Source organism: Ferrimicrobium sp. (assembly GCF_027364955.1).
Classification (GTDB): Bacteria; Actinomycetota; Acidimicrobiia; order Acidimicrobiales; family Acidimicrobiaceae; genus Ferrimicrobium.
On sequence record NZ_DAHXOI010000003.1, the window covers coordinates 106,573 to 128,933 of the forward strand.

General features: G+C 57.3%; 24 protein-coding genes. 5 read left to right on the plus strand and 19 right to left on the minus strand.

The annotated features are described in order from the left end of the window. Positions 1-20 precede the first annotated feature (20 nt). From M7Q83_RS03275 to arc, 11 genes are all read right to left on the minus strand, one after another. Positions 21-452 carry a hypothetical protein gene (locus tag M7Q83_RS03275; RefSeq protein ID WP_298335333.1) on the minus strand — a complete coding sequence of 144 codons (432 nt, stop codon included), beginning with the start codon at positions 450-452 and terminating at the stop codon, positions 21-23. Next, complete coding sequence (gene trpS / locus M7Q83_RS03280) at positions 442-1,458, minus strand: tryptophan--tRNA ligase (RefSeq protein WP_298335335.1); 1,017 nt, start codon at positions 1,456-1,458, stop codon at positions 442-444. The genes M7Q83_RS03275 and trpS overlap by 11 nt, the downstream gene beginning before the upstream one ends. A 30-nt stretch (positions 1,459-1,488) precedes the next feature. Continuing rightward, positions 1,489-1,719 carry a hypothetical protein gene (locus M7Q83_RS03285; protein WP_298335337.1) on the minus strand — a complete coding sequence of 77 codons (231 nt, stop codon included), beginning with the start codon at positions 1,717-1,719 and terminating at the stop codon, positions 1,489-1,491. A 178-nt stretch (positions 1,720-1,897) separates the two neighbouring features. Next, entirely contained in the window at positions 1,898-2,239 is a 342-nt protein-coding gene (locus tag M7Q83_RS03290) for a hypothetical protein (RefSeq protein WP_298335339.1), read from the minus strand. Between the two features lie 266 nt (positions 2,240-2,505). Next, positions 2,506-3,108, minus strand: coding sequence for a signal peptidase I (lepB, locus tag M7Q83_RS03295; RefSeq protein ID WP_298335341.1), 603 nt, complete (start codon positions 3,106-3,108; stop codon positions 2,506-2,508). Beyond that, on the minus strand, positions 3,105-4,469 hold the full coding sequence (gene pafA / locus M7Q83_RS03300) for a Pup--protein ligase (RefSeq protein ID WP_298335521.1): 1,365 nt from the start codon (positions 4,467-4,469) through the stop codon (positions 3,105-3,107). Before pafA ends, lepB begins: the two co-directional genes overlap by 4 nt. 5 nt (positions 4,470-4,474) lie before the next feature. After that, complete coding sequence (gene prcA / locus M7Q83_RS03305; RefSeq protein WP_298335344.1) at positions 4,475-5,161, minus strand: proteasome subunit alpha; 687 nt, start codon at positions 5,159-5,161, stop codon at positions 4,475-4,477. Then, positions 5,158-5,964 (minus strand): proteasome subunit beta, encoded by an 807-nt coding sequence (gene prcB, locus M7Q83_RS03310; RefSeq protein ID WP_298335346.1) that lies wholly within the window; start codon positions 5,962-5,964, stop codon positions 5,158-5,160. Before prcB ends, prcA begins: the two co-directional genes overlap by 4 nt. A 37-nt stretch (positions 5,965-6,001) precedes the next feature. Further along, positions 6,002-6,196 (minus strand): ubiquitin-like protein Pup, encoded by a 195-nt coding sequence (locus M7Q83_RS03315; protein ID WP_298335348.1) that lies wholly within the window; start codon positions 6,194-6,196, stop codon positions 6,002-6,004. A gap of 31 nt (positions 6,197-6,227) precedes the next feature. Next, entirely contained in the window at positions 6,228-7,721 is a 1,494-nt protein-coding gene (gene dop, locus M7Q83_RS03320) for a depupylase/deamidase Dop (RefSeq protein WP_298335350.1), read from the minus strand. Positions 7,722-7,771: 50 nt separating this feature from the next. Next, a complete protein-coding gene (gene arc, locus M7Q83_RS03325) occupies positions 7,772-9,520 on the minus strand; it encodes a proteasome ATPase (protein ID WP_366526367.1) in 1,749 nt (582 codons plus the stop codon). 156 nt (positions 9,521-9,676) lie between these two features. Here arc and M7Q83_RS03330 point away from each other — a divergent pair, with 156 nt between their 5' ends. Then, positions 9,677-9,913 (plus strand): ferredoxin, encoded by a 237-nt coding sequence (locus tag M7Q83_RS03330; RefSeq protein WP_298335354.1) that lies wholly within the window; start codon positions 9,677-9,679, stop codon positions 9,911-9,913. 477 nt (positions 9,914-10,390) lie between these two features. Here M7Q83_RS03330 and M7Q83_RS03335 read toward each other — a convergent pair whose 3' ends face one another. From M7Q83_RS03335 to M7Q83_RS03350, 4 genes are read right to left on the minus strand one after another with little or no spacing between them, the layout of a single operon-like run. Next, a complete protein-coding gene (locus tag M7Q83_RS03335) occupies positions 10,391-11,263 on the minus strand; it encodes a tRNA (adenine-N1)-methyltransferase (RefSeq protein ID WP_298335356.1) in 873 nt (290 codons plus the stop codon). Next, the gene (locus M7Q83_RS03340; protein WP_298335358.1) at positions 11,260-11,508 is read right to left on the minus strand and encodes a hypothetical protein; all 249 of its coding nucleotides are present in this window, start codon (positions 11,506-11,508) and stop codon (positions 11,260-11,262) included. The genes M7Q83_RS03335 and M7Q83_RS03340 overlap by 4 nt, the downstream gene beginning before the upstream one ends. 10 nt (positions 11,509-11,518) lie before the next feature. After that, the gene (locus M7Q83_RS03345; RefSeq protein WP_298335360.1) at positions 11,519-11,722 is read right to left on the minus strand and encodes a hypothetical protein; all 204 of its coding nucleotides are present in this window, start codon (positions 11,720-11,722) and stop codon (positions 11,519-11,521) included. Between the two features lie 2 nt (positions 11,723-11,724). Then, positions 11,725-12,021: a phage holin family protein gene (locus M7Q83_RS03350; RefSeq protein WP_298335362.1), complete on the minus strand. Its 297-nt coding sequence runs from the start codon at positions 12,019-12,021 to the stop codon at positions 11,725-11,727. Positions 12,022-12,196: 175 nt separating this feature from the next. Here M7Q83_RS03350 and M7Q83_RS03355 point away from each other — a divergent pair, with 175 nt between their 5' ends. The 4 genes from M7Q83_RS03355 to M7Q83_RS03370 all read left to right on the plus strand — a co-directional run bounded on the left by M7Q83_RS03355 (position 12,197) and on the right by M7Q83_RS03370 (position 17,789). Beyond that, positions 12,197-12,931, plus strand: coding sequence for a 6-phosphogluconolactonase (locus M7Q83_RS03355; RefSeq protein ID WP_298335364.1), 735 nt, complete (start codon positions 12,197-12,199; stop codon positions 12,929-12,931). Between the two features lie 149 nt (positions 12,932-13,080). After that, complete coding sequence (cofH, locus tag M7Q83_RS03360; protein WP_298335365.1) at positions 13,081-15,387, plus strand: 5-amino-6-(D-ribitylamino)uracil--L-tyrosine 4-hydroxyphenyl transferase CofH; 2,307 nt, start codon at positions 13,081-13,083, stop codon at positions 15,385-15,387. Continuing rightward, positions 15,384-16,397, plus strand: coding sequence for a TIGR00730 family Rossman fold protein (locus M7Q83_RS03365; RefSeq protein WP_298335367.1), 1,014 nt, complete (start codon positions 15,384-15,386; stop codon positions 16,395-16,397). The genes cofH and M7Q83_RS03365 overlap by 4 nt, the downstream gene beginning before the upstream one ends. A 183-nt stretch (positions 16,398-16,580) precedes the next feature. Next, positions 16,581-17,789: an IS4 family transposase gene (locus M7Q83_RS03370; protein WP_298335369.1), complete on the plus strand. Its 1,209-nt coding sequence runs from the start codon at positions 16,581-16,583 to the stop codon at positions 17,787-17,789. 248 nt (positions 17,790-18,037) lie between these two features. On the opposite strand, the gene M7Q83_RS03375 is transcribed toward M7Q83_RS03370, so the two are convergent. The 4 genes from M7Q83_RS03375 to M7Q83_RS03390 are packed head-to-tail and all read right to left on the minus strand — an operon-like array spanning position 18,038 to position 22,240. Beyond that, positions 18,038-19,171: a glycosyltransferase family 4 protein gene (locus M7Q83_RS03375; protein ID WP_298335371.1), complete on the minus strand. Its 1,134-nt coding sequence runs from the start codon at positions 19,169-19,171 to the stop codon at positions 18,038-18,040. After that, on the minus strand, positions 19,171-20,256 hold the full coding sequence (locus tag M7Q83_RS03380) for a glycosyltransferase (protein ID WP_298335373.1): 1,086 nt from the start codon (positions 20,254-20,256) through the stop codon (positions 19,171-19,173). The genes M7Q83_RS03375 and M7Q83_RS03380 overlap by 1 nt, the downstream gene beginning before the upstream one ends. Further along, positions 20,253-21,311 (minus strand): glycosyltransferase, encoded by a 1,059-nt coding sequence (locus M7Q83_RS03385; RefSeq protein ID WP_298335375.1) that lies wholly within the window; start codon positions 21,309-21,311, stop codon positions 20,253-20,255. The genes M7Q83_RS03380 and M7Q83_RS03385 overlap by 4 nt, the downstream gene beginning before the upstream one ends. Beyond that, the gene (locus M7Q83_RS03390; RefSeq protein ID WP_298335377.1) at positions 21,308-22,240 is read right to left on the minus strand and encodes a hypothetical protein; all 933 of its coding nucleotides are present in this window, start codon (positions 22,238-22,240) and stop codon (positions 21,308-21,310) included. The genes M7Q83_RS03385 and M7Q83_RS03390 overlap by 4 nt, the downstream gene beginning before the upstream one ends. Positions 22,241-22,361 lie beyond the last annotated feature (121 nt).

The following is a 22,361-nucleotide window of genomic DNA, read 5'->3' on the forward strand; positions in this document are numbered from 1 at the left end:
GTGAAGGCTCAGTCCCATGACTAATTCAGATCCGGGGATCCGAGGGTGTACCCAGGACTTGGTGCCAGAGAGCGTGCCGTCGGCGTCGTAGCTGCAGACGCATCATCTAGTGTTCGCGAGGCCCTCGTTTGCACCTCTGGTGCCCTTGTTGTCGGCTGTAAGACCGAGTTGACCATTCTTGCCGGCTGCAGGACCGAGCCGACGATACCAGCCGGTTGGAACATCGACGTCATCGTGCCGGCAGTTTTGAGCGTCTCACCGAGGAAGCCACTCACGGCCGAATTGGGAAGATTGCTCACCGAATTGATTTGATTGGTGAGCGACTCTCGATGACTGCGCAGCGTAGCGAGCAACTCTCCCCCCTTCTTGGCGAGCTGAGGAAGTCGTTCAGGTCCAAGAAGCACCAGTGCAGCGATGGCCACAAAGGCCAGTTTGATAGGATCAATCTCCATGAGTAACCTCCTTGCCGGGTAGAAACCCAATCGCTTCGTAGGCGCGTGATAACGTCTGTGAAGCTACCTCACTTGCTCGCTCGCGACCAATCGACAACCAGGACACAAGTTGAGAACGGTCACTCATGTAGTCCCAATAGCGATCGCGAATCGGGCTCAACTGCTCGATGACCGCCGTCGCAGTAGCCTCCTTGAGGTCGCCGTAGCGTTCAAAATTGGACGCCACGTCTTTTGGCTCGCGATCGGTCAAAACCGCAAGGATCTCCAGTAGGTTGCGTACGCCTGCGCGTGACGGATCATCTTCCACATAGAGTACTTCGTTGAAGAGGTCGGTTTTGGCTTTCGCAATCTTCCTGCGAATCTGATCGTCGCTATCGAGCAGGTAAATATTTCCCTGTCCGTCCGCCGAGGACTTACTCATCTTCGCCTCAGGATGGCTAAGGTCCATCACCCGCGCCGCCAATGGCGGGATCACTGCCCGGGGAATCGTGAAAATATCTCCATAGGCATGGTTAAACCGCGTCGCAACCGTACGAGTGAGTTCGATGTGCTGGCTCTGATCCTCTCCAACCGGCACGAGATCTGTCTGGTAGAGCAAGATGTCTGCCGCCATCAGCGCCGGGTAGGTAAACAAACCAGCGCGCACCATCGCCGAACCCCTGGATTTATCCTTGAATTGGATCATCCGTGAGAGCTCTCCATAGGTCGCAGTGCACTCCATGAGCCAAGCCAACTGCGCATGCCCAGCGACATGACTCTGGACGACCACCGTTGACCGCGTCGGATCGATGCCCACGGCAAAGAGAAGGGCCGCCATCTGGAGAGTACCCTCGCGCAGTGCTGCCGGGTCGTGTTCGACGGTGAGCGCATGCTGATCGACGATCAGGAAGGTGCTGTCATACTCTTCCTGCTGGATACGCCACTGGCGAAAGGCACCAAGAAAATTACCAAGGGTCGCCTGCCCCGTTGGCTGGACTCCTGAGAGCACCCGTTCACGCTTGGCCACAACCAATCCCCGCTCCAATCCCGATCGACATCACATCCGCACCGCTCTACCCACCTGACCCATGGCCACCTGACCCATGGCCACCTGACCCATGGCCACCTGACCCATGGCCACCTGACCCATGGCCACCTGACACATGGCCAACATCGCAAGAGCAGCACTCGCCATCATGGGTAGCAGCTCGCGTGCAGATCCGACCATAATCGGCACCAGAGACTCTCCGGACATCATCGGTGTCGGTCCATCGGTCGCCGCCAGCAAAAAAACTACTTACCCACACCCTCAGACTAGCGCTACGGCTTGGCATCTGCTACGGCATCGGCCTGCAAGGGCCCGTGCTACCCACAACTCGCTCGTCGGTGCCTATCATCCTGGCCACGGGAGCGAGTATCGAGGATTGTATCTACGCAAACGAGTCCATGGGAGCCGAGCGGATACGCTACTGCTCGTACTTGCCTTGACTGTACCGGATCAGCCGCTCAAGCCAGGTGGGATCTGCGAGCTGCTGATGAAAAGCGAGAAGGTCATCGAAGTCGACCGGAGGTCCCACCACCTCCTCCCCGGACTCCTCGGGCAGTCGCCAGAAGTGAATCTTGACCCCAGAAGAGACCAGAATCTCAACGATACGCTTATCGACAGCCTTGGACACGACCATCGTACAACTCGGGCAACGAAAGACGTAACTCGCCTCTCCGTTGGACGAACAGAGCATCACCGTCATGGCGTTGGGCGCGATGTCGACGTCTCCACACGTCGGACATGAAGCTCTAATGATTGGCATTGCGACTCCCTTCGCCCCTCAAATTCATCCAGTGTCCCAAGTATCGGTACGTTCTACCGCGACACTAAACCTAATCTGGGATAATTCCTGAGTTTCTTGCATTGGCTACGATCGCCCTGTTGCGGGAGTCCCACAGGCACGGACAACCCCCAGAACGCATTGCGAGGGCCGGGGGCGGAAAGGGAGTCCCTATCGAATGGTGAGCGACGAGTGCCTGATCAACTCCACACCAAGACCATCTCGGCCTTTTGCCTGCGCGTATCCGCCTAAAAGTAGTGCCACTGTGATAGCGGCCAGTAGATCAGGATCACCCGACCCACGATCAGTGACCTTGAAATCGGGCCAAAGACGCGTGAATCGGCAGAGTCACCGCGATTATCACCCAAGACGTAGTACTCGTTCTTTGGAATATGGATCGGCGATTCTGATGCCGCGCTCAGCGGGTAGGTCTTGACACCCTTAGGCAGGAAGGGCTCAGCGATGGGCTTACCGTTGATGTACACCTGGCCATCATGGAACCAGATGGTCTGCCCTGGCAGACCAATCACCCGTTTGACAAGATAGTGAATATTGGCGCTGGTGTGGTCATCAGCCGGTTTGTGAAAGACGATGATATTGCCAAAGCCCACGGAGTGGAGATGGTAACTCAGCTTGTCAACGATCATATGATCGCCGATTTCAATCGTCGGTATCATCGAACCTGACGGGACGAAGAAGGATTCGAAAACATAGGCTCTCACCCCAACGGCGACCACCAGTGCAACCACGATCACGATCAGCCAGTTACGAAGCGTATGACGTTTTGGATGGGCTGAGTCGTCTCCGTCTCCAACCACCGGAGCTGCGTCGTCAGTCGTCTGCTCTGTCATAAACCTGCTATCAACCTCTCTACCCGGTCATCATAGGACGCAAATGGGTCCTTCAACATCACCGTCCGCTGTGCCTGGTCATTGAGCTTCAGGTGCACCCAATCCACCGTATAATCGCGGTGATGAGCTTTCGCCGCCGCAATAAACTCCCCGCGTAGGCGGGCACGCGTCGTCTGCGGTGGGACATCAACTGCCCGTTTGATACGGGCCTCATCCACGAGTTCAACCGTGCGCCCATGCTCAACCAACTTATAGTAGACACTGCGGTTACGGTTGATATCGTGATACTGCAGATCAACCAGCGAGACCTGTGGGTGTGACAACGGCAAATCGTGTCGTGAACGGTACTCTTCAATCAGCCGATACTTCGTCACCCAGTCAACCCGTCCATCGAGCTTCATCGGGTCAGTTCGCAGCGCCTCCAGCGCCTCACCCCACATCACCAACGCACGCTGCTCATCAGGTGGAATCGCGTGATTCGTACTGAAGCGTTGTGCGCGCTCGTAGTAACTCTCCTGAATCTCGAGCGCCGTCATCTCACGACCATTCACCAGTCGCACACGCTTGGTCAATGAGGGATCATGGGAGATCTCGCGAATCGCTCGAATCGGGTTTTCCATTGAGAGATCCCTTAGGACGATATCGTGCTCGAGCAGTCGCAGCACCAGCGACATCGCGCCAACCTTCAAGAAGGTGGCCCACTGCGACATGTTGGAGTCGCCAACGATCACGTGCAACCGACGAAAACGTTCTGCATCAGCATGGGGTTCATCGCGGGTATTGATGATCGGGCGAGAACGGGTCGTCGCGGAGGAGACGCCCTCCCAGATGTGCTCAGCGCGTTGCGAAAGGGTATAGACCGGTCCTCTGGAGGTGAGCAGTACCTTCCCAGCTCCTGCATAGATCTGCCGTGTCACGAGGAAGGGGATCAGCACCTCCACCAAACGTGAAAGGTCATCCACGCGCAAGGTCAGAAAGTTTTCATGACAACCATAGGAGTTGCCTGCCGAGTCGGTGTTGTTCTTCAGGAGATACACCGAACCACGGATCCCCTCCTCGCGCATCCGCACCTCCGCAGAGTACGCCAACGATTCAAGGATGAGCTCGCCAGCTTTGTCATGACTGACCAGGTCCTCGAGGCTATCACATTCCGGGGTGGCATACTCAGGATGGCTACCAACATCGAGATACAGACGAGCACCATTTTCTAAGAAGACATTTGAGGAACGCCCCCAGCTCACCACTCGCCGAAACAGGTACCTGGCAACCTCGTCAGGACTCAAGCGACGCTGTCCACGTAGGGTGCACGTCACCCCATATTCATTCTCGATACCAAAGATCCTACGATCGAGCTCCGCCACCCTGCTCAACCAGGATCACCAACCAAGTTCTGCAACTCAACTCCAACAATCCTACGGAAGGTTCTGCGTTCGCCGCGATCCTCTAGGACCGCAATCTCAAGATCCTCGTACTGCAATTGATGCTCGTCCTCGCTCAAGGCTCCGATGCAGGCATGAAGCGCATCCCGAAGGTCCCAACCATCTGCAAACGATCCCGCAAAACGCTCCGCGATCGCGTCAGAATCACCCCCGATCACCGCAAAGTGTTGTTCGTCAACGACCGTCCCATCGTAGAGAATATGGAATAGCTGCGAGTCCTTACCGGCGGCCCCGAGTTCAGCCACCAGAATCTCCACCTCAAGCGGTTTGACTTCGTGGGTGAAGACTTGGCCGAGATACTGCGCATAGAGGTTTGCCAGACTTCTCGCATCGACATCGTCGCGAGCGTACGCAAACCCCTTTGTGTCCGCATGGCGAATACCCGCCACTCGCAGCTGATCGAATTCGTTGTACTTACCGACCCCAGCGAAGGCAATCCGGTCATAGATCTCCGAGACCTTGTGGAGAGAACGCGAGGGGTTCTCCGCACATAACAAAACCCCGACTTGGTACACGGCACCGATGAGAGCACGCCCCCGAGCAATGCCTTTTCGGGCATAGTCGGCACGATCTTTCATCATCTGCTCAGGAGCTACGTAAAAAGGCATACTCATTCTGGCTGTCTCCTTGTCGTCAACTCCGTCTCCAATTCATGGGCGAGTACGCTGAGCTCATCATCACCAACCCGCTGATATCCGGAGGCGTCGATCACACCAATCACGGGGAAGATACCTCGCAAAAGGTCGGGCCCTCCGGTGGCAGAGTCCTCCTGAGCCGCCTCGAAGAGTGCCTTGGTCGCCAAACGGACGACGTCGTCACGACTCATCCCAGGACGGAAACCGAGTCGAAGCGTGGCGCGAGCATCACGACCACCCGATCCCGTCGCATAGAACGCCTCCTCCTCGTATTTACCTCCGGCAATATCGTAGGTAAAGATCCTCCCTTGGCTCCGATGGAGATCCCAACCCGCAAAGAGCGGGACCACTGCAAGCCCCTGCATTGCCATGCCAAGATTCGACCGGATCATCTGCGCCAGCTGATTTGCCTTGCCCTCGAGAGAAAGGACGGTCCCCTCAACCTTCTCATAATGCTCCAGCTGTACTTGGAACAGCCGAACCATCTCGATAGCAGGACCAGCCGCTCCGGCAATCGCTACCGCCGAGAAACGATCTGCTGGAAATACCTTCTCAATGGTCCGATTGGCAATGATATTGCCTTCGGTGGCGCGACGATCACCGGCGATCACCACGCCATCGCGAAATCGCACCGCAGCGATCGTGGTCCCATGAGGAACGCCCTGGACCTCCGCTGAACCCGACTGCCGAGTCACCTGCGTACCGCGCTCATCGAGTCGGCCTAAAAGACCACAGAAATCTGGCCCCGGGTCACGAACTACATCAAACAATGGCAGCGCCAACGCCTACCGCCTCTCTCTCTACATCAGCCAGCAGTGTCTACTGTCCGCCTTTTTGGACATAGTTGCGGACAAACTCCTCCGCATTATCCTCTAGCACCTCATCGATCTCGTCGAGAATGTCGTCAAGCTCTGCCTTGAGCTGATCGGAGCGCTCCGTCGAAGGCGCAGCCTCCTCCTCAACGACCTCCTCTCGATTCGATGACGATTTTCGCACTTGTTCACGTTCAGCCATGCATCCACCTCATCTTTGCACTTTATCCTAGTTACGAACCTAATGCCTCGACCAACTCGGCAGCACTCTTCACCCTGCGGAGAAGTTCACCAACATGGCTCTCGGTTCCGCGTAACGGGTCCATCATGGGTACCCGTCGCAGCGGGTCCGACCCAAGGTCGAAGATGATGGAGTCCCAGTTGGCCGCCGCGATGGAGCCAGGGAAACGGGCGAGACAGGTACCTCGAAAAAAGGCACGAGTATCCGGTGGAGGGTTGCTCACCGCCGCATCGATCGCGTCATCCTCGAGCCTGCGTCGCATCGGCAGGCGACGAAACAACGACTTTTGTTGGCGCATGTCGTGATACTGCAGATCGATCGCCGCGAGCCTAGGATCCTGGTTCTCAACGCCATGTCGCTGTTGATAACCCTGAACCACTTGCCACTTTGCCACCCAATCGAGCGTGTCAGCCAACTCCATGGGATCATCGTCAAGAACACACAGGATACGCTCCCACTCGGCCAGTAGTGCGGGACCGTCGGTCTCATTTCCTAGATACGCCATACCGTAGTGCTCGGCATGTGCGATTGCGTGCTCAAGGTACGCTTCTTGAATCTCAAGAGCACGGAGATGCCTCCCGTCTCGAAGAAGTACTCGTTGCTTGAGCGTCGGATCCCACGAGATCTCCCGCAACGACGAAACCGGATCAGCCATCTCGATCTTGAGATCCTCAAGAAATCCATCCTCGATCATCGCGAGTACGATGGCAGTAAGGCCCAGCTTCAACCAAGTGGAGGTCTCTGACAGGTTGGCATCACCTAATATCACATGCAACCGTCGGAAACGTTGTCCGTCAGAATGTGGTTCGTCGCGGGTATTGATAATAGGTCGCTTCAATGTCGTCTCAAGACCAACCTCCTCCTCAAAGAAGTCAGCCCGCTGTGAGAGTTGGAACGGCACCTTTGAAGCGCCCGTACCCGGAAACTCAGAGCCGACCTTGCCAGCTCCGATCATGACCTGTCGAGTCACGAAGAAGGGAACGAGTTCAGCGACCACTTTTTGAAAGGGGATACTACGATCGACCAGGTAGTTCTCGTGGCAGCCATACGAATTACCCTTTCGATCGGAGTTGTTCTTGTAGGCCACGATCTCTTGGCCCTTTGGAAGAAGCCGTTTCGCGTTCGCCATGGCACGGATCATGACCTCCTCCCCAGCCTTATCGTAAAGCAACGCCTGAGAAGGAGAGATACACTCCGGGGAGGAGTACTCCGGGTGCGCATGGTCGACGTAGAGTCGCGCTCCGTTCGTCAACACCGCATTCACCAAATGGGTATCCAGTTCGATGCCAGATCCCCCTTCAAGGGCAAAACCACGAGCATCCACACCAGGAGACTCATCGACAAAATCCCACTCCACCCGTTCCGATAAACCGGAGACATAGGCGTTGATCAACATCGAGGATGTCGTGATAGGGTTCGCCTCCGGGGCGCCGGCGACGACAATCCCGTATTCAGTCTCAATGCCGAGCACCTTTGGTATTGACATCACTCCTCCTTCGACTCCACCACTCACCGGGCCACTTGAACCGTCAACTTTTACAGATACTGCCCAGTGGCGACCCGTTCGATCGCGCGACCACCCTCTGCACCTTCCTCCTGGGAAAGGAGAATACGCATGAAGACGATTCGCTCCCCCTTCTTGCCCGAAATCTTGGCCCAATCATCAGGATTGGTGGTGTTCGGAAGATCCTCGTGCTCCTTGAACTCCTTGGCGATCGAGACCAACAAATCCTCCTGGTTGATACCAGCAGGCTGCCCAGAGATCTCGCGTTTGATCGCAAGCTTCTTGGCACGCCGCACAATGTTTTCAATCATGGCTCCAGAGGCGAAGTCCTTGAAGTAGAGGACCTCTTTCTCTCCGTTTTGATAGGTGACCTCTAGGAACCGGTTGGCATCGACGGCCGCATACATCGTCTCCACCGTGGTCTCGATCATGCGCTGCACGGCTACTTGCCGATCTCCGTTGCCAAGACGATCCACCTCACTCTTGTCGAGAGGTAGATCCGCCGTGAGGTAACGTGAAAAGATCTGATTTGCCGCCTTCACGTCCGGTCGCTGAATCTTGATTTTCACGTCCAAACGACCGGGTCGAAGAATTGCTGGATCGATCAGGTCCTCACGATTCGATGCCCCTATCACAATCACATTTCGAAGCGTCTCAACGCCATCGATCTCCGCCAACAGCTGCGGTACCACCGTGGACTCCATGTCCGAACTGATTCCACTCCCTCGCGTCCGGAACAGCGAGTCCATTTCGTCGAAGAAGACGATGACCGGCATGCCCTCTTCCGCCTTCTCGCGGGCACGTTGGAAGATCAACCGGATTTGGCGTTCGGTCTCGCCCACGTATTTGTTCAATAGCTCGGGACCCTTGACATTGAGAAAGTAGCTCTTTACGCTCCGACCAGAGGTTTGCTCGATCTTCTTGGCCAGCGAATTGGCCACCGCCTTAGCGATCAACGTCTTACCACAGCCAGGAGGGCCATACAACAGAATACCCTTCGGGGCCGGGAGCCGATAGTTCGAAAACAGTTCGCGATAGAGAAACGGTAGCTCAACAGCGTCCTGAATCTCCTCAATTTGATGGTCGAGTCCACCGATATCGGAGTAGCTGATGTCAGGCACCTCCTCGAGGGCGAGCTCCTCCACCTCAGGCTTTGGTAGCAGTTCGAGCACCATCGACGATCGCGGATCTACCATCACGCTATCGCCAACTCGTACTCTTGTGTTGCGCAGAACCCCACTCAAGAGTGCCACACGCTCATCGTCACCGCGGCCAACGACGACGACCCGTTCCCCATCCTCCAAGACATCTTTGACCATAGCGACCTCGCCACTGCGGTCCGGATCACGAACACCAATCACAGCGAAGGACTCATTGAGGGTCACCTCCTGCCCATGTCGCAGGTCCGCTAGGACGATATCAGGGTGGACGGCCACCTTCATCTTGCGCCCCGATGAGATAATGTCCACCGTTTCATCATCATTGGTGCCGATGAACACCCCATAGGCAGCTGGCGGTTGGGTTAGCTTCTCCACCTCCTCGCGGAGATTGGCGATGTGTTCTCTCGCCTGCTGCAGGGTGAAAGTCAACTTCTCATTCTTGGCCTGCAGCTGCGCTAGTGCACCCGACACCTCAAGCAGCTTCTCCTCCAACGCGCGTTCCCGCGAAGGTGCATCATTGACCCGACGTCGTAGCTCCTGCACTTCAACCTGGAGCGCATCAACCGTCTGTCGCTCTTGTGCGGTCAACTGCTCATCATGGGAATCCTTGCGATCGACCATCATGCCTCCTTCCTTTCTTCACGCTACCCGAGTGATGGCGAAATTAGAACACCTCGCCGGCGACTAGACTTGTTTGAGTTCCTCATCGCAAGATAACCCGAGACATACCACGGTGCGCTGAGTCCCACGATAGTAATCAAAATGGAAAGGACCTCGATGAAAGTCTGGATTGACCAGGATCTTTGCACCGGTGATGGCCTCTGTGAAGAGATCTGTCCGCCGGTTTTCACCCTGCTCGATGACGGTTTGGCTTATGTGAAAGAAGGCCAAGAGGTCTTAAATAATCCTGGTGGGGCTGCCCAGATGGCGCCGGTGCCTGCTGATCTTGAGGATGCTGTCACGGAAGCAAGTGAGGAATGCCCGGGAGAGTGTATCTTCGTCGAAAACGACTGAGCTACTCATCACGATTCTCTTCTGCGGAGTTCGATCGCCCAGTCTTCAGTGCCGTGGCCTCCTTTAGGGTGCAAGCTTTAGGGTGCAAGACTACGGGGCGCCAACCACACTCTGCGAGCAATGCTGAGGCTGGTCAGGCTCGACGCGGTCGATGTGACGATCACTGCGTAGGCCATCATCCTTGCGGCGCGAGCCTACGACGAGTTGGGTGAGTGCAAACGCTCTTTGTTGATCGGGTGATTTAGTGAACCGGTGGCGTAGCCACGTGCTTTGGTCGGTCTCTGCGCAACACAAATCCATGACACACATCGAGGCCCGGCATCCTCTGAAATCACACGAACCTGAGACCACTGTATGTACGCCAAGCCCGGCTCGGCACGGACCAACGTCTTATGGCTCCATGACGGTCCCAAACGACGAGGCTCGCCTCAAACGGCAGCCCCCTACTAGCACGCTATGGCGCCAATAAGAGCCAGTTCATAGCGGACCTACAGCTCTTTCCTGCGAAGGCGATTCCGCCACGCATGGGTCTTCAGCTGGACCTTCGCTAGCTCGGTACTTCGCAGCGAGTGGCTGGGTGGTTTTGGCACTAATGATGAAACCGGTATGCCCCACCATCTTTTGCTCTGGTCGTACTACATCGCCGTTGACGACCCAACTCCGTTCAAGAATCTCCTTGACCGAGTCGACGATCAGTGCGTTGGAACGCACCGCTCGTACTACCTCTTGCACCTGATTGATATTCGTGACGTAGATGACGACCCTGCCATCATTGCTCAGCAACGGACGCACCCGAGGAATCACTGTCCATGGATCGAGAAGGTCGAGTACCACGCGGTCAAAGACACCGTCTAACGCCACCTCGAGCACATCGCCATGCACCACCGTAAGGTTCGTACTGAGTTCTGGTGGGAGGAAGCTTTCCACATTTTTACGCCCACGGTTGGCGAAGTCCTCTCGTTTCTCAACCGTCACTACCCTGGCCCCATAGCGCAGCAGCCCCATCGTCAATGCCCCAGATCCAAACCCTGCCTCGAGTATGCGTAGACCCGGCTGCAGTGACAGCTCGCCAAGCATGGCTGCAATGTCCTTGGGGTAGATGATCTGCGCACCTCTTGGCATCTCCAGGACGATATCGGTAAAGGAGGGTGCGTACACCACGAAGGTAGAACCCGAACCTGTCAACACCGTTGAACCAGAGGCGACTCCGATGATACTGTCGTGGGTAAGCAGCCCGCGATGTGTATTGGCGCTAGCTCCAGCCTCCAAACGCAACAACAGTCGCCGATCCTTTGGGTCGACGACCAACACAAATGATCCCTCCTGGAAAACTTGCGAGAGAGAGCTCACGTCCTCGAACGCTGTTTCGCGCTGATCAGGTATGATACCCCTTCATCAAGGCGCAAGGTCGCCTTTTGATGCGGCGCAAGAAAGCGACGACTGAGCCGACCCTTCGTAAGGCTCAGTAGGACATAGACAGCAAAGCCTCCAGCCACCACCCATCGATTACGGGAGTACTCAAAAACTCTTCGCAGAGCCCGAACCATCAGAACAGAGGGTCGAAGCGACGCTAGAACATCTCCTCGTCTTGCCAAGTTTTTCTCCTTACAGGCGCGTAATCTCGATGACCGATGTTTTATTTCGGCCCCGACGATAGCCGACCACGAAGGCGACAAACACCAGCAACCCAGCGGCGATACCTACGAAACCTGGAAACGCTGGACGCAATGCATTCAGGGAACCGTTCGCTGCCTTTTGCACACCGCGGAAGGAGTCCTCAACATCGCTCAGACGAATCTTATCCGCCATCGTCACTTTCCTCGCTTTCCGATTCGCTTCAGTGTCAGTGCAAGCACAACGACAACGACCACCAGCGTAATGAGGTAAGGGAGCCAGTCCAGATGACCCTGGAAGGTGGTACCAGTCTCATCCTGGAGCAATCGAAGCAAGCCCAACGCCACGAGAACGAACCCAAAAGCTGTGAGGATCGAGGCAATCACACCCCAGACGAGAAGGCCACCGAGTCGCTTGGCAGGGTCAATCGTCTCTTGCTTTACATACTGTAGCGACGTTGAGACTGCTGACTTCAAATCATCTCGTTGACTCACGTCAAAAGCCTCCCCATCGCATCAAAAATCTGTTGGCCCACACCAGAATAGCAGCGCCATCACTCCCCAACCTCATCTTCGCGTTCGAAACTCTCTCTCCAGCGGACGGGGAGAACGGGCTAGAATCGAGTAGCAAAGAGGAACGTCGCAAGCTCTGCGGACAGAAAGGAGTACTGTGACACAATTCCACTATGAGATCACCGAGGATGTACCGGGGCTCTTCGGTACCCGTATCAACGAGCATCTCACCCAAGAGGGACTCTTATTACTATCGGGCGGCCACACCATTATGGAGCTCCTCGAACCGCTGAAGGAGTCACTCAGCGCCCGTAATGGAGACCCACTCGCGATCGGCCAAGTGGATGAGCGACTCGTCCCCGCCGATGACGATCGGTCGAACTGGCTACACATATCGAATGGGCTGGAAGGCCTTGATTACATGAAGTTGCCCATGATCCAATGCCACACCCCCACCGAAAAACAGCTCCTCTCCGATTGTGATTCACCCGACACGGCGACACGAGATGCGAGAACGGCACTGGCGAAAGGGTATGCAAAGCGCTACGAGTTCTTACTCAGCGAGTATCAGCCCTGGTCAGTGGTCCACCTTGGGCTAGGGTCCGATGGTCACACCGCCTCACTCTTTCCCAACTCCGAGGCTCTTGGCAACTGCCACACACTCGTGACGGCCAACCGAGATCCATCGAATACCAATCCGATCGAACGGATCACCCTCACATTCCCCGCCCTCAATCGGTTTGCCTTCCGGATCATCGTCGCAACCGGACCGGAGAAGGCCGCTATCGTTGAACGCGCCATCAATGGAGACGGTCTTCCCATCCACTCGCTCGATCGCACCAACACTCTCTTGCTGCTCGATCCAGCCGCTGCCAGCGGGTTAACAACCTAACCACGCTGCGTCGCGCGCTCGGGGGCACTAGCACCAACAGATCTGTGCTCGAGGCAGCCACCAGGGGATGAACCCTAGCGCAAGGCGTCCATCCCTCTCGCAATGCATCAACTTCCAGCCTCGCACCTCTAGGGGCTAAGGTGGTTGTCATGGAGATAAATCCCACCCGTTGGTCCACCGAAAAGCTACTCGCAGAAGCGAGCAACGTTCGCAACCAAATCTTTGGCACGCTGATCACTTATTCGCCGAAGGCGTTCTTTCCATTCACCATGTTGTGCCGCGACAGCTGCGGCTACTGCACTTTCGCGAAGGCTCCTGCTCGTCTCCAGCGAGCGTACATGACCACCGCCGAGGTCAGCGAACTTGCTCGTACCGCTCGTGAGTATGGAGCGATCGAAGCGCTCTTCACACTTGGAGAACGGCCAGAGGAACGCTATCCTCGTGCAAAGGCAGAACTCGCTGCCCTCGGCTTCGAATCGACGGTCGAATACCTTTCCATCGCAGCAGCGCGTGCGATCGAGGAAGGACTCCTGCCTCATATCAACGCAGGTACGTTATCAACCGAAGAGCTCGCCCACCTGCGCCCAGTCTCGGCTTCAATGGGAATTATGGTGGAGTCGATCAACGATACCCTTGCGTGTCACCGGCTTGCACCAGACAAAGCGCCCGACCGGAGGCTCCAAACACTGCGCGACGCAGGGTCGCTAGGCATTGCGATGACGACTGGCCTGCTGATCGGTATCGGAGACTCAGAGGAGGACCGGCTTCGAGGACTCGACGAAATCCGCAAAATCGCTGAGAACTACGGCAACATTCAAGAGGTCATCATTCAAAACTTTGTGCCAAAGCCGGCAACACAGATGGCCCGGGTACCTCCACCATCTCGTGAAGAATACCTACGGTCCATCGCATTAGCTCGACTGCTACTCCCAGAAACAGTCAATCTGCAGGCACCGCCCAATCTTTCGGAGGATCCCAGTGAACTCCTAGGCGCAGGCATTAATGACCTCGGTGGTATCTCCCGCGTCACACCAGATCACGTGAATCCCGAAAAGCCATGGCCTGCCATCGACGACTTGACGACCGCACTTGAACGCCAGGGATTTGCGTTGGTGCCGCGTCTGCCGATCTATCCTACCTATCTACAGGAGCCTGCTCGGTGGATCGATGACGGGCTACTTCCAACCATTAACTACCACCGTGACCAGCTTGGCTACGCCCGAGAGCACCTCTGGTTCTCTGGCGAACCATCAACCCTGCCGAGCCGGGTCTTCCCCGGTCGGCCCACAGGCACTCCACCACCAGGTTGGCTGCAGGAGTTACGCGATGAACTCGATGCAGGCCATGAAGCACCAGTTGAACTGCTCACCATGGCCGGCTCCGCAAAGGGTTTTGACGTCATGGGGGTGATAGAGCTCGCAGATGACCTGCGGCGAAAGACCGTGGGTGACACGGTGACCTACGTGGCGAACCGGAACATCAACTACACAAATATCTGCACCTTCAAGTGCCGGTTCTGCGCCTTCTCAAAAGGGCCGCTCTCTCTCAACCTGCGCGGGACCCCCTATCTGCTGAGCCTGGAGGAGATCCTCGCCAAGGTCGGAGATGCCCAAGAACACGGAGCAACTGAGGTCTGTCTGCAAGGAGGCATTCATCCGACCTTCGACGGTGAATATTATCTCAATGTTGCCCGCGCTATCCACACTCACTTCCCTACCATTCATCTCCACGGATTTTCAGCCCTTGAGGTGTTCACCGGTGCACAAAGGCTCGGAGTGGAGCTTCGGGATTACCTGCGCGCCCTCAGGGATGCGGGCCTCAAGAGCCTGCCGGGGACGGCAGCGGAGATTCTCTACGATCCTGTGCGAGCCACCCTGTGTCCTGACAAGCTCACCACTGCCGAGTGGCTAGAGGTGCATCGCACCGCACACGAGGTCGGCTTACGCTCCAATGTGACCATCATGTTCGGCAGTATCGAGGAGATAGGTGCGGTGATCGAACATCTCGACGTCACTCGAACCCTTGGACGCCAAACCCACGGTTTCACAGAATTTGTTCCACTGCCATTTGTCCACATGGCAACCCCGATCTACCGCCTCGGCAAAGCTCGGCGAGGCCCGACCCTACGCGAGACAGTGCTCGTCCATGCCTTGGGAAGAATTGCCTACCATGGCGTCATCGACAACATCCAGGTCAGTTGGGTCAAACTGGGAGTGCAAGGAGCGGCATTCCTGCTTGGCTGTGGAGCCAACGATCTCGGTGGAACCCTCATGGAAGAAAGTATCTCCCACGCTGCCGGTGCAACGCATGGCACCTCACTGACTCCTGAAGAGTTCGAAGCTGTCGCGCATGCCGCGGGTCGCACGCTCGTCCAGCGCACTACCTTTTACGAGCCGGTACCTACACGCATGCAGACCAGTCGTGGTATCGAGCAGGTTCAACAGGTGTCCCGGTGACCGAACGAGAGAATCCGGCGTACCAACCGCCCCAGCAGCGCGCCGTCGACCTCAAAAATCCGAACCGTGATCTCAAACTCGCACTCGTCAACGAGCTGGAGACGACGTTGGTTGCCGATATGGACCGGCTCGACCTCAAGATGATCACCTCGGCGATCAGAGAACTTCGTGAGGCCTTTACCACCTTTGCCCCCTACCGTAACCACCGCAAAGTGACAGTATTTGGATCTGCCAGGATCCAACCTGGCGACCCACGTTATGTGCTCGCTCATGACCTCGGTGCCGCCTTTGCCCAGCGTGACTGGTTGGTAATCACTGGCGGTGGACCCGGCATTATGGACGCCGCCACCTCCGGCGCTGGACCAACGCACGCCTTCGGTGTCAATATACGATTGCCGCATGAGCAAGAGGCGGCACCAGGCCTCGATGCGTCCGGCCATCTGATCGAGATGAAGTACTTTTTCACCCGCAAAGTCCTCATGATCAAAGAGTCTTCGGCGTTCGTATCCATGCCGGGTGGGCTCGGCACCCTCGATGAAACCTTCGAATTGCTTACCCTGTTACAGACGGGCAAAGCCCAACTCTCCCCACTTGTCCTCCTTGAACCCGGTGGCGGCGATTACTTTGGTCCACTGTTAGCGTTTCTTGCAGACGTGCTTGAGCCCCAGGGGCTCGTCTCGGCTGCCGACTTAAATCTGTATCGCCGATGCTGGAGCGTCGAAGAGGCCGTTACGGAGGTGACCACGTTCTATCACAACTACGACTCCGCTCGTATCGTTGGTAAACGGCTCATTCTCAGACTCGAACGGCTGCCACCAGCACCGTTGCTGAATGCACTCAATCACGACTTTTCCGACATCCTGCGTTCTGGTACCATCGAAATTATTGAACCAACCGCATGGGAGATACGCGAAAATGATCGTCTCCGTCTCAAGCGCTTAGCCTTGGATTTCGACCAGCACTCCCTCGGGCGCCTACGCATGATGATCGATCGCCTCAACGAGGTTTAACGGCTCCCTCAGCGATGGCGATCAGCTCACCGACATCGATTGAGAGAACCCACACACCCCATTCTCTTCCCCAAGGATGACAAAGAATAGGAATCCCCTGATAGCCGTTAGCAACTCACCTTCTAAGCCAATACCGTTAACTTAGTATCATTTCTATGCTATGCTGGGTCCTGGGAGGTACCGATGCCAAGACCCGGGTGGAGAAAACAGCCAGAGGATTCACGACTGACCGATCATCTCTCGATCGGGGTTCTTACCCGTACTTTCTCGAGAGAGCTCATTGATTCGATACTCAGTTCAACGGGTAAAGTCCAACAGCGCATCCGACTCCTTCCATCACGGGTGATGATCTATTACATCCTGGCCCTCTCGCTCTATCCCCAGGACTCCTACGAGGAGGTCATGCGTCACTTAAGCGAAGGACTCCGTTGGGCAGATCAGTTCAGGTCCTCTTGGAGTGTTCCCTCGAAGGTGGCGATCTTTAAGGCTCGCCTACGCTTGGGGGCTGAACCCATGAAGCGACTCTACGAGGCAGTTGCAAAGCCTCTGGCAGTACCTGGCGATGCGGGTGCCTTCTATCGGGGGTTCCGCCTTGTTGCGATCGATGGAACGAGCCTGAGCGTCGCTGATTCTGCCGAGAACCTCGCTCATTTCTCAAAGCCCACCACTCCCCTTGGGGAGGCCGCCTATGCCAAGGCAAGAATCGTCGGTCTCCTAGAGTGTGGTACCCATACGATCTTTGCGGCCGACGTTGGTCCCTATAGTACTGCTGAGCAGGTATTGGCCCAAGGTGTGATCGATCAGCTCAAACCAGGGATGCTCTGCCTTGGTGATCGTGGGTTCTTCTCCTATGATCTCTGGCAGCAAGTAGCTAGCACCGGTGCCCAAGTCTTGTGGCGAGCAAAGGTCAACTATCGTATTGAAACAGTCGCCGAACTCGAGGATGGTTCCTACCTCGGCAACGTCTATCACCACAAGGACAGGGCCAAGAGACATCCAATGATGGTGAGGGTCATCGAGTATCACATCACCGAAGGTGAGGACCCTGATCTGTTCTACCGGCTCTTTTGCTCGATCACTGATCCCGAGATCGCACCCGCTCATGAGCTGGCCGCACTCTATGCAAAGCGTTGGGAGATCGAATCGGCCTTTGATGAACTAAAGACTCATCAGTTCGAGGCACGAAGGGTACTCCGGTCTCAGTCCCCAGAGCTTGTCTACCAGGAGATCTGGGGGATGTTAGCCCTGCACGTTGGCATCAGAGAGCTCATGTATGACGTCTCTGCATCCTCTAGGGGTGACCCGTTATCGCTCTCGTTTCTTGGATCTCTCCGGACGGCTCGCACCAGCGCGCTCATGAGTCCGGGTTTTTCCCCCAGAGGTCCTCGCTGAAGCCTTCAGGCGTGCGACCTGTCAGATACTTGAGCAGGTACTACCAAAGCGACGCTTGCGCTCCAATCCCCGTGTCGTTCGAAAGCGTATGAGTCCCTATCCCACCAAGTATCCCAACCACTCCAACTGGCCTCAACCCTCGATGCCCGTCAAGGATCTCATCTATGTCATCGCGGCGGGTCCCTAAGTTAACGGTATTGGGCTAAAGGCGCGCACGCTCCTGGTGGCGTGCCAGCTCTTGGCACACGCTAGGCGAGGAAGGCAAGGTAGCGGTCGATGATCGGCTCCCAGCCCAGGTGCGTGGTGGCATAGTGTTTTCCATGTTGGCCGAGCGTCTGTGCGAGGGTTCTATCGGTCGCAATGAGCTCGATAGCGCTGAGCAGTTCAGGCGCCGTGCGAAATGCAATCCCGCCACCTGAGTGTTCGATCTGCTCCAGGAGAACCGGGTTATGGCCGTTGACGATGAGGGGGATGCCTGCCCCCATCGCCTCGATGGCGACGAGGGAGAAGGACTCATAGCGTGAGGCGATGACGACGGCGGATGCGTTGGCCAGCAAGGCGTCACGGTGGGCCTTCGAGACGACGCCGAGCGCCTCGACGTTGGGTGTAGGCTGCAAGGGGTCAACGAGGGGGCCGGCCATGATGAGTCGCAACGTGGGCTGTGTCTGGCGATAGAGCTCAGTGAGTAGCCGGCTGCCTTTGTCGGCCTGTACACGCCCAAGTGCGAGAAGATAGGGCGTTGCGGGTAACGATAGGGAGGGGCCGGTGTCGGGGGTTGGTTCATCGAGTCCTAGGGGCAGCACGAGCTGGCGAGAGGCGCCAATCAAAAAGAGTCGATTGAGGAGATCCTGTTCGGAGCGTGTTTGGAAGACAATCCGACGTGCGCGGGGCACGAGTTCGGAATAGATTGAACTCGAGAGGATCGGCTCTGGGTGCGCGGCAGGGTGGAGCACGGATCGGGCGGGTTTCCAACGCAGAGCTTGGAGGTTCGGCCAGTAAAGGAGGGGATAGCTGATCACCCGATCAGGGTCGAGCCGATCGAGGAGTGCTTCGAACCCATCGAGGAGCGGGCCTTGGTCCTCCAAGAACTGGTTAGCGCTGACGGCGTGCGGGTGTCGTCCGGTGGCGAGTGCGTTGGCGTAGATGGTGGAGAAGTTTGCGAGGCGAGGCTGGCATGGCCGAAGACGGTGGACAATCACCCCGTCCTCGACGACCGTTTCGGCCCGCAGTGTATCGTCCCACACTAAGGTCGTCGCGGTCGAGGTGATCACCTCCACGCGGTGGCCACGGCCAGCGATGCGGGTCGCGTAGGAGCGCACCGCCATCTCGGCGCCGCCGACGATGTCGCGGCCATAGCGTGGGGTGACAAAGACGAGATGCATCAGGCCACCTCGATGCCGGTGAGTTCGCGGAGTGCCGCCGTCATCCGGCCCCAGACAGCGTCGTTGTCGAAGCGTTTGACTCGCCGAGCGCCACGATCGAGAAGCTCACGACGCAAGGGTTCCTCGCCAGCGAGTTTGGCAGCTGTCGCCGTTGCGAGCGGATCATGGGGAGGCACGATGAAACCGGCATCGCCAACGGTCTCTGGAACGGCTGATGAGTCGACGGCGACCACGGGCAGGCCGAGTGACATCGCCTCCAGAAGGGGTGCACCAAAACCCTCGTGGAGTGAGGCGGAGACGAAGATGCGAGCGGCGCGGTAGTGATCCCCGAGGGAGCGGGCGCGCAGGCCACCGGTGAGGAAGTGCACCCGATGACTGATACGAAGGTCGATGGCTCGCTGCCGAAGACCGAGGAGGTAGTCCGGGTGAAAAGGACGCCCAACGAGTGTGAGGGAACTATCTTCCCCGGTGAGTTCTCGATAGAGGGCAAAGGAGCTGAGCAGGTCCTCCTGGGCCTTGTTGGGCACTAACCGCCCGACAAAGAGCCAGTCCTCTGGGGAGTCCCGGTGTTCCCAACTGCGAAGGAGCCGGCCGAGGCGCTCAGTTGGCTCCTCATTTTTGAGGTCATCGTAATGGGCGAAGAGACCAACGGTGGCGACCGCCTCTGTTCCGTAGTGTCTGAGCTCCGTGGCGTTAAAGGCGGACACCGAGAGACAGCCCATCGCCTGATGGACGAGGCGCTCTAGCTGCTGTCGTGCACGCCGCTGTGCGATGGCGGTGTCAGGGTCCCATGCGGTGAAGTACTGCTCGGGCGTGATGTTGTGATAGTAGAGCAGGGTTTGCCCCTGAGCAAGGAGCGAGGGGGCGAGCGCGGAGAAGTTTGCGTAGTGATAGATCAACACATCCCCTGATCGCAGGTGCATCTCCTTGACCGGAGTCGCATGATCGAGATCGGATCGCCGCACATCCTCCACATAGATGTGGCTGTTGGGATCCGTGAGGAGGAGCCGACGCTGCAGTTCGCGGGCGCAGTTGCCAACGGCGTCATGCGGGAGCAGCACCGGGACGAACTGATGGATGGTCATGGAGCACCTACCAGTTGCTCGATGAGGCGTTGGTACTGGATTCGCAGCGTGGCCGGGTCAAAGGTGCGTAGCCTCGACAGCCCGCGCTCGATGAGCTGGTCACGGAGCCCGATGTCGTGGGCAAGGGTGTGCGCCGCGACCGCGTAGGAGAGAGGGTCCTCCTTGGAGAGGAGCCAGCCGGCGGAGGAGAGCGTCTCGGACACGGCAGAGGTCGCGAGGGCGAGTACTGGGATCTGGTGGGCAAAGGCCTCGATAAAGGGGAAGCCAAAGCCCTCGTGGAGCGAGGCGCTGGTAAAGAGGCTGGCTTGGCGGTACTCGGACGCTAGCGCTGCTGGGCTCAGTCCCGAGAGAAGTCGAACGGAGTGCTCGAGGTGGTGGCGCGCGATCTTTGCTTTCATGGCCTCGAGATAGGTCGCTGAGGCGGTTGATCCGACCAGGGTGAGTGTCGCCTCCTGCTCAAAGAGTTGACGATAGAGGGCAAAGGCCTCGATCAGGAAGAGTTGATGCTTGTTGGGGAAGATGCGCCCGACAAAGAGCCAGTTGGATGGAGTCCGGACGGGTTCATGCGCCATCGCTTGGCGGTGTTGGGGGAGCGCCAGCAGCGGAGGCGCCACCAAGGGATGAAGAAAGCCGAGTTCGAAAAGATCAACCGCGTTGTAATGAGAGACCGTGAAGGCCCGTTGGGTCGTTTGGGCGAGGCCACCGATCTCGCGGCGCGCCTGCCAGAGTACGCGCGCAATCTCGGGTTCGAAGGGTTTGGCCAATGCGTGGGGGGTGACATTGTGATAGTTCACGAGGACTCTTGGTCGATCGCGGAGCCAATCAGCGATGCGGGAGTTCGTGCTGGCCTGGTAGAGGTACCAGACTCCCTTTGGTGGTCGATGGCGTAACTCAGCAAAAGGTGAGGCGTAGGCAGCGAGGGATTCGTCACACTCGTCGGCGTAGATGGCCGTCTCATACCCGAAGTCGCGTAGCAACGCATCGAGCTGGCGCGTATGGGTCCCGATCGCATCGTAGTTCGCAAAGGAGGGGATGAGTTGAAAGACGGCGCTCACCGATCGAGCCTCGTGACGAGGGTGTCGACGTCGATCGTCTGCGTGGTTGCGCGAAAGCCAGCCTCGTGAGCGAGGACAGCCCAGGCCGGTGTCGTAATCGGTCCTCCTCGAAGGGCCGCCATCGCGTTGAGTTCTCGCGAGCTGGCAAGGATCGTGGGTTCGTGGTGGATGAGGAGCCCAGGTGCTCCGGGGGCGAGTACCCGTTCTATCTCGGCGAGTACGGCACGCTTGAACCAGATGGGTGAGCATTCGAGTTCAACGCCGCGCAGGACAACCCCACCAAGCGAATCCTTGCCGCAGTGTTCGAGGTGCCAGAGCAGAGAGCTGTTTCTCACATCGAGCCCCTCGGCCGCTGCTCGATCAGCGAGTACCGGGTCCTCAATCTGGCCGTAGGCGAGGTCCGGAGTTTTGCTCGTGAGCGTTGCGAGCAGCAGATCCTCGTCGGCAGCGGCCACCAGGATTGGTCGCTCGAACGAGCACTGCGCTAGTTGGTCGAGGACCGTCTCTTGGGTGAGGAAATTCGCTGGGAACTGACCGAAGCTGTGGCCCAGCGAGAGGTGGGGGGCGATCCGGTCCAGACGCTCCTCCTGTTCTGAGAGGCGAAGCTCAAGGGCGTTCAAGAGCCCTACCGTCTCGAAAGTGAAGTTGTTGATCTGTTGCGTGAGGTAGGTGAGGTACCAACCGATACCCGCCTTAATGGTCCGCTTGAGATAGGTCACGCCAGGTTTTTGCGAACTCGTCGGTACGGCGGTGTCGATGTAGGAGGTCGCCTCAAGGTTGAAGAGACGATCCTTGATCGAGTCAAAGCGCAGTCGAGGCTTGAGTTCGTTCATGACTTCACCCATTCTGGCCTCCAGCGATGGAGGGATGACGCCGCTACGGCGCAGCTTGACCATCTCGCGCTCAAGGCGCTCTCTCAGATCCTCCACGTGTGACCTCCCGTTATCCTTGTTCGGTCGATCTTAGTTGCGCTAGCCTCAACCCGCTAAGGGCGTGAACTGAGCACTTCTGATTTGTGGGAGTGATCTCACCCTTAGTAATGTGTAGCCC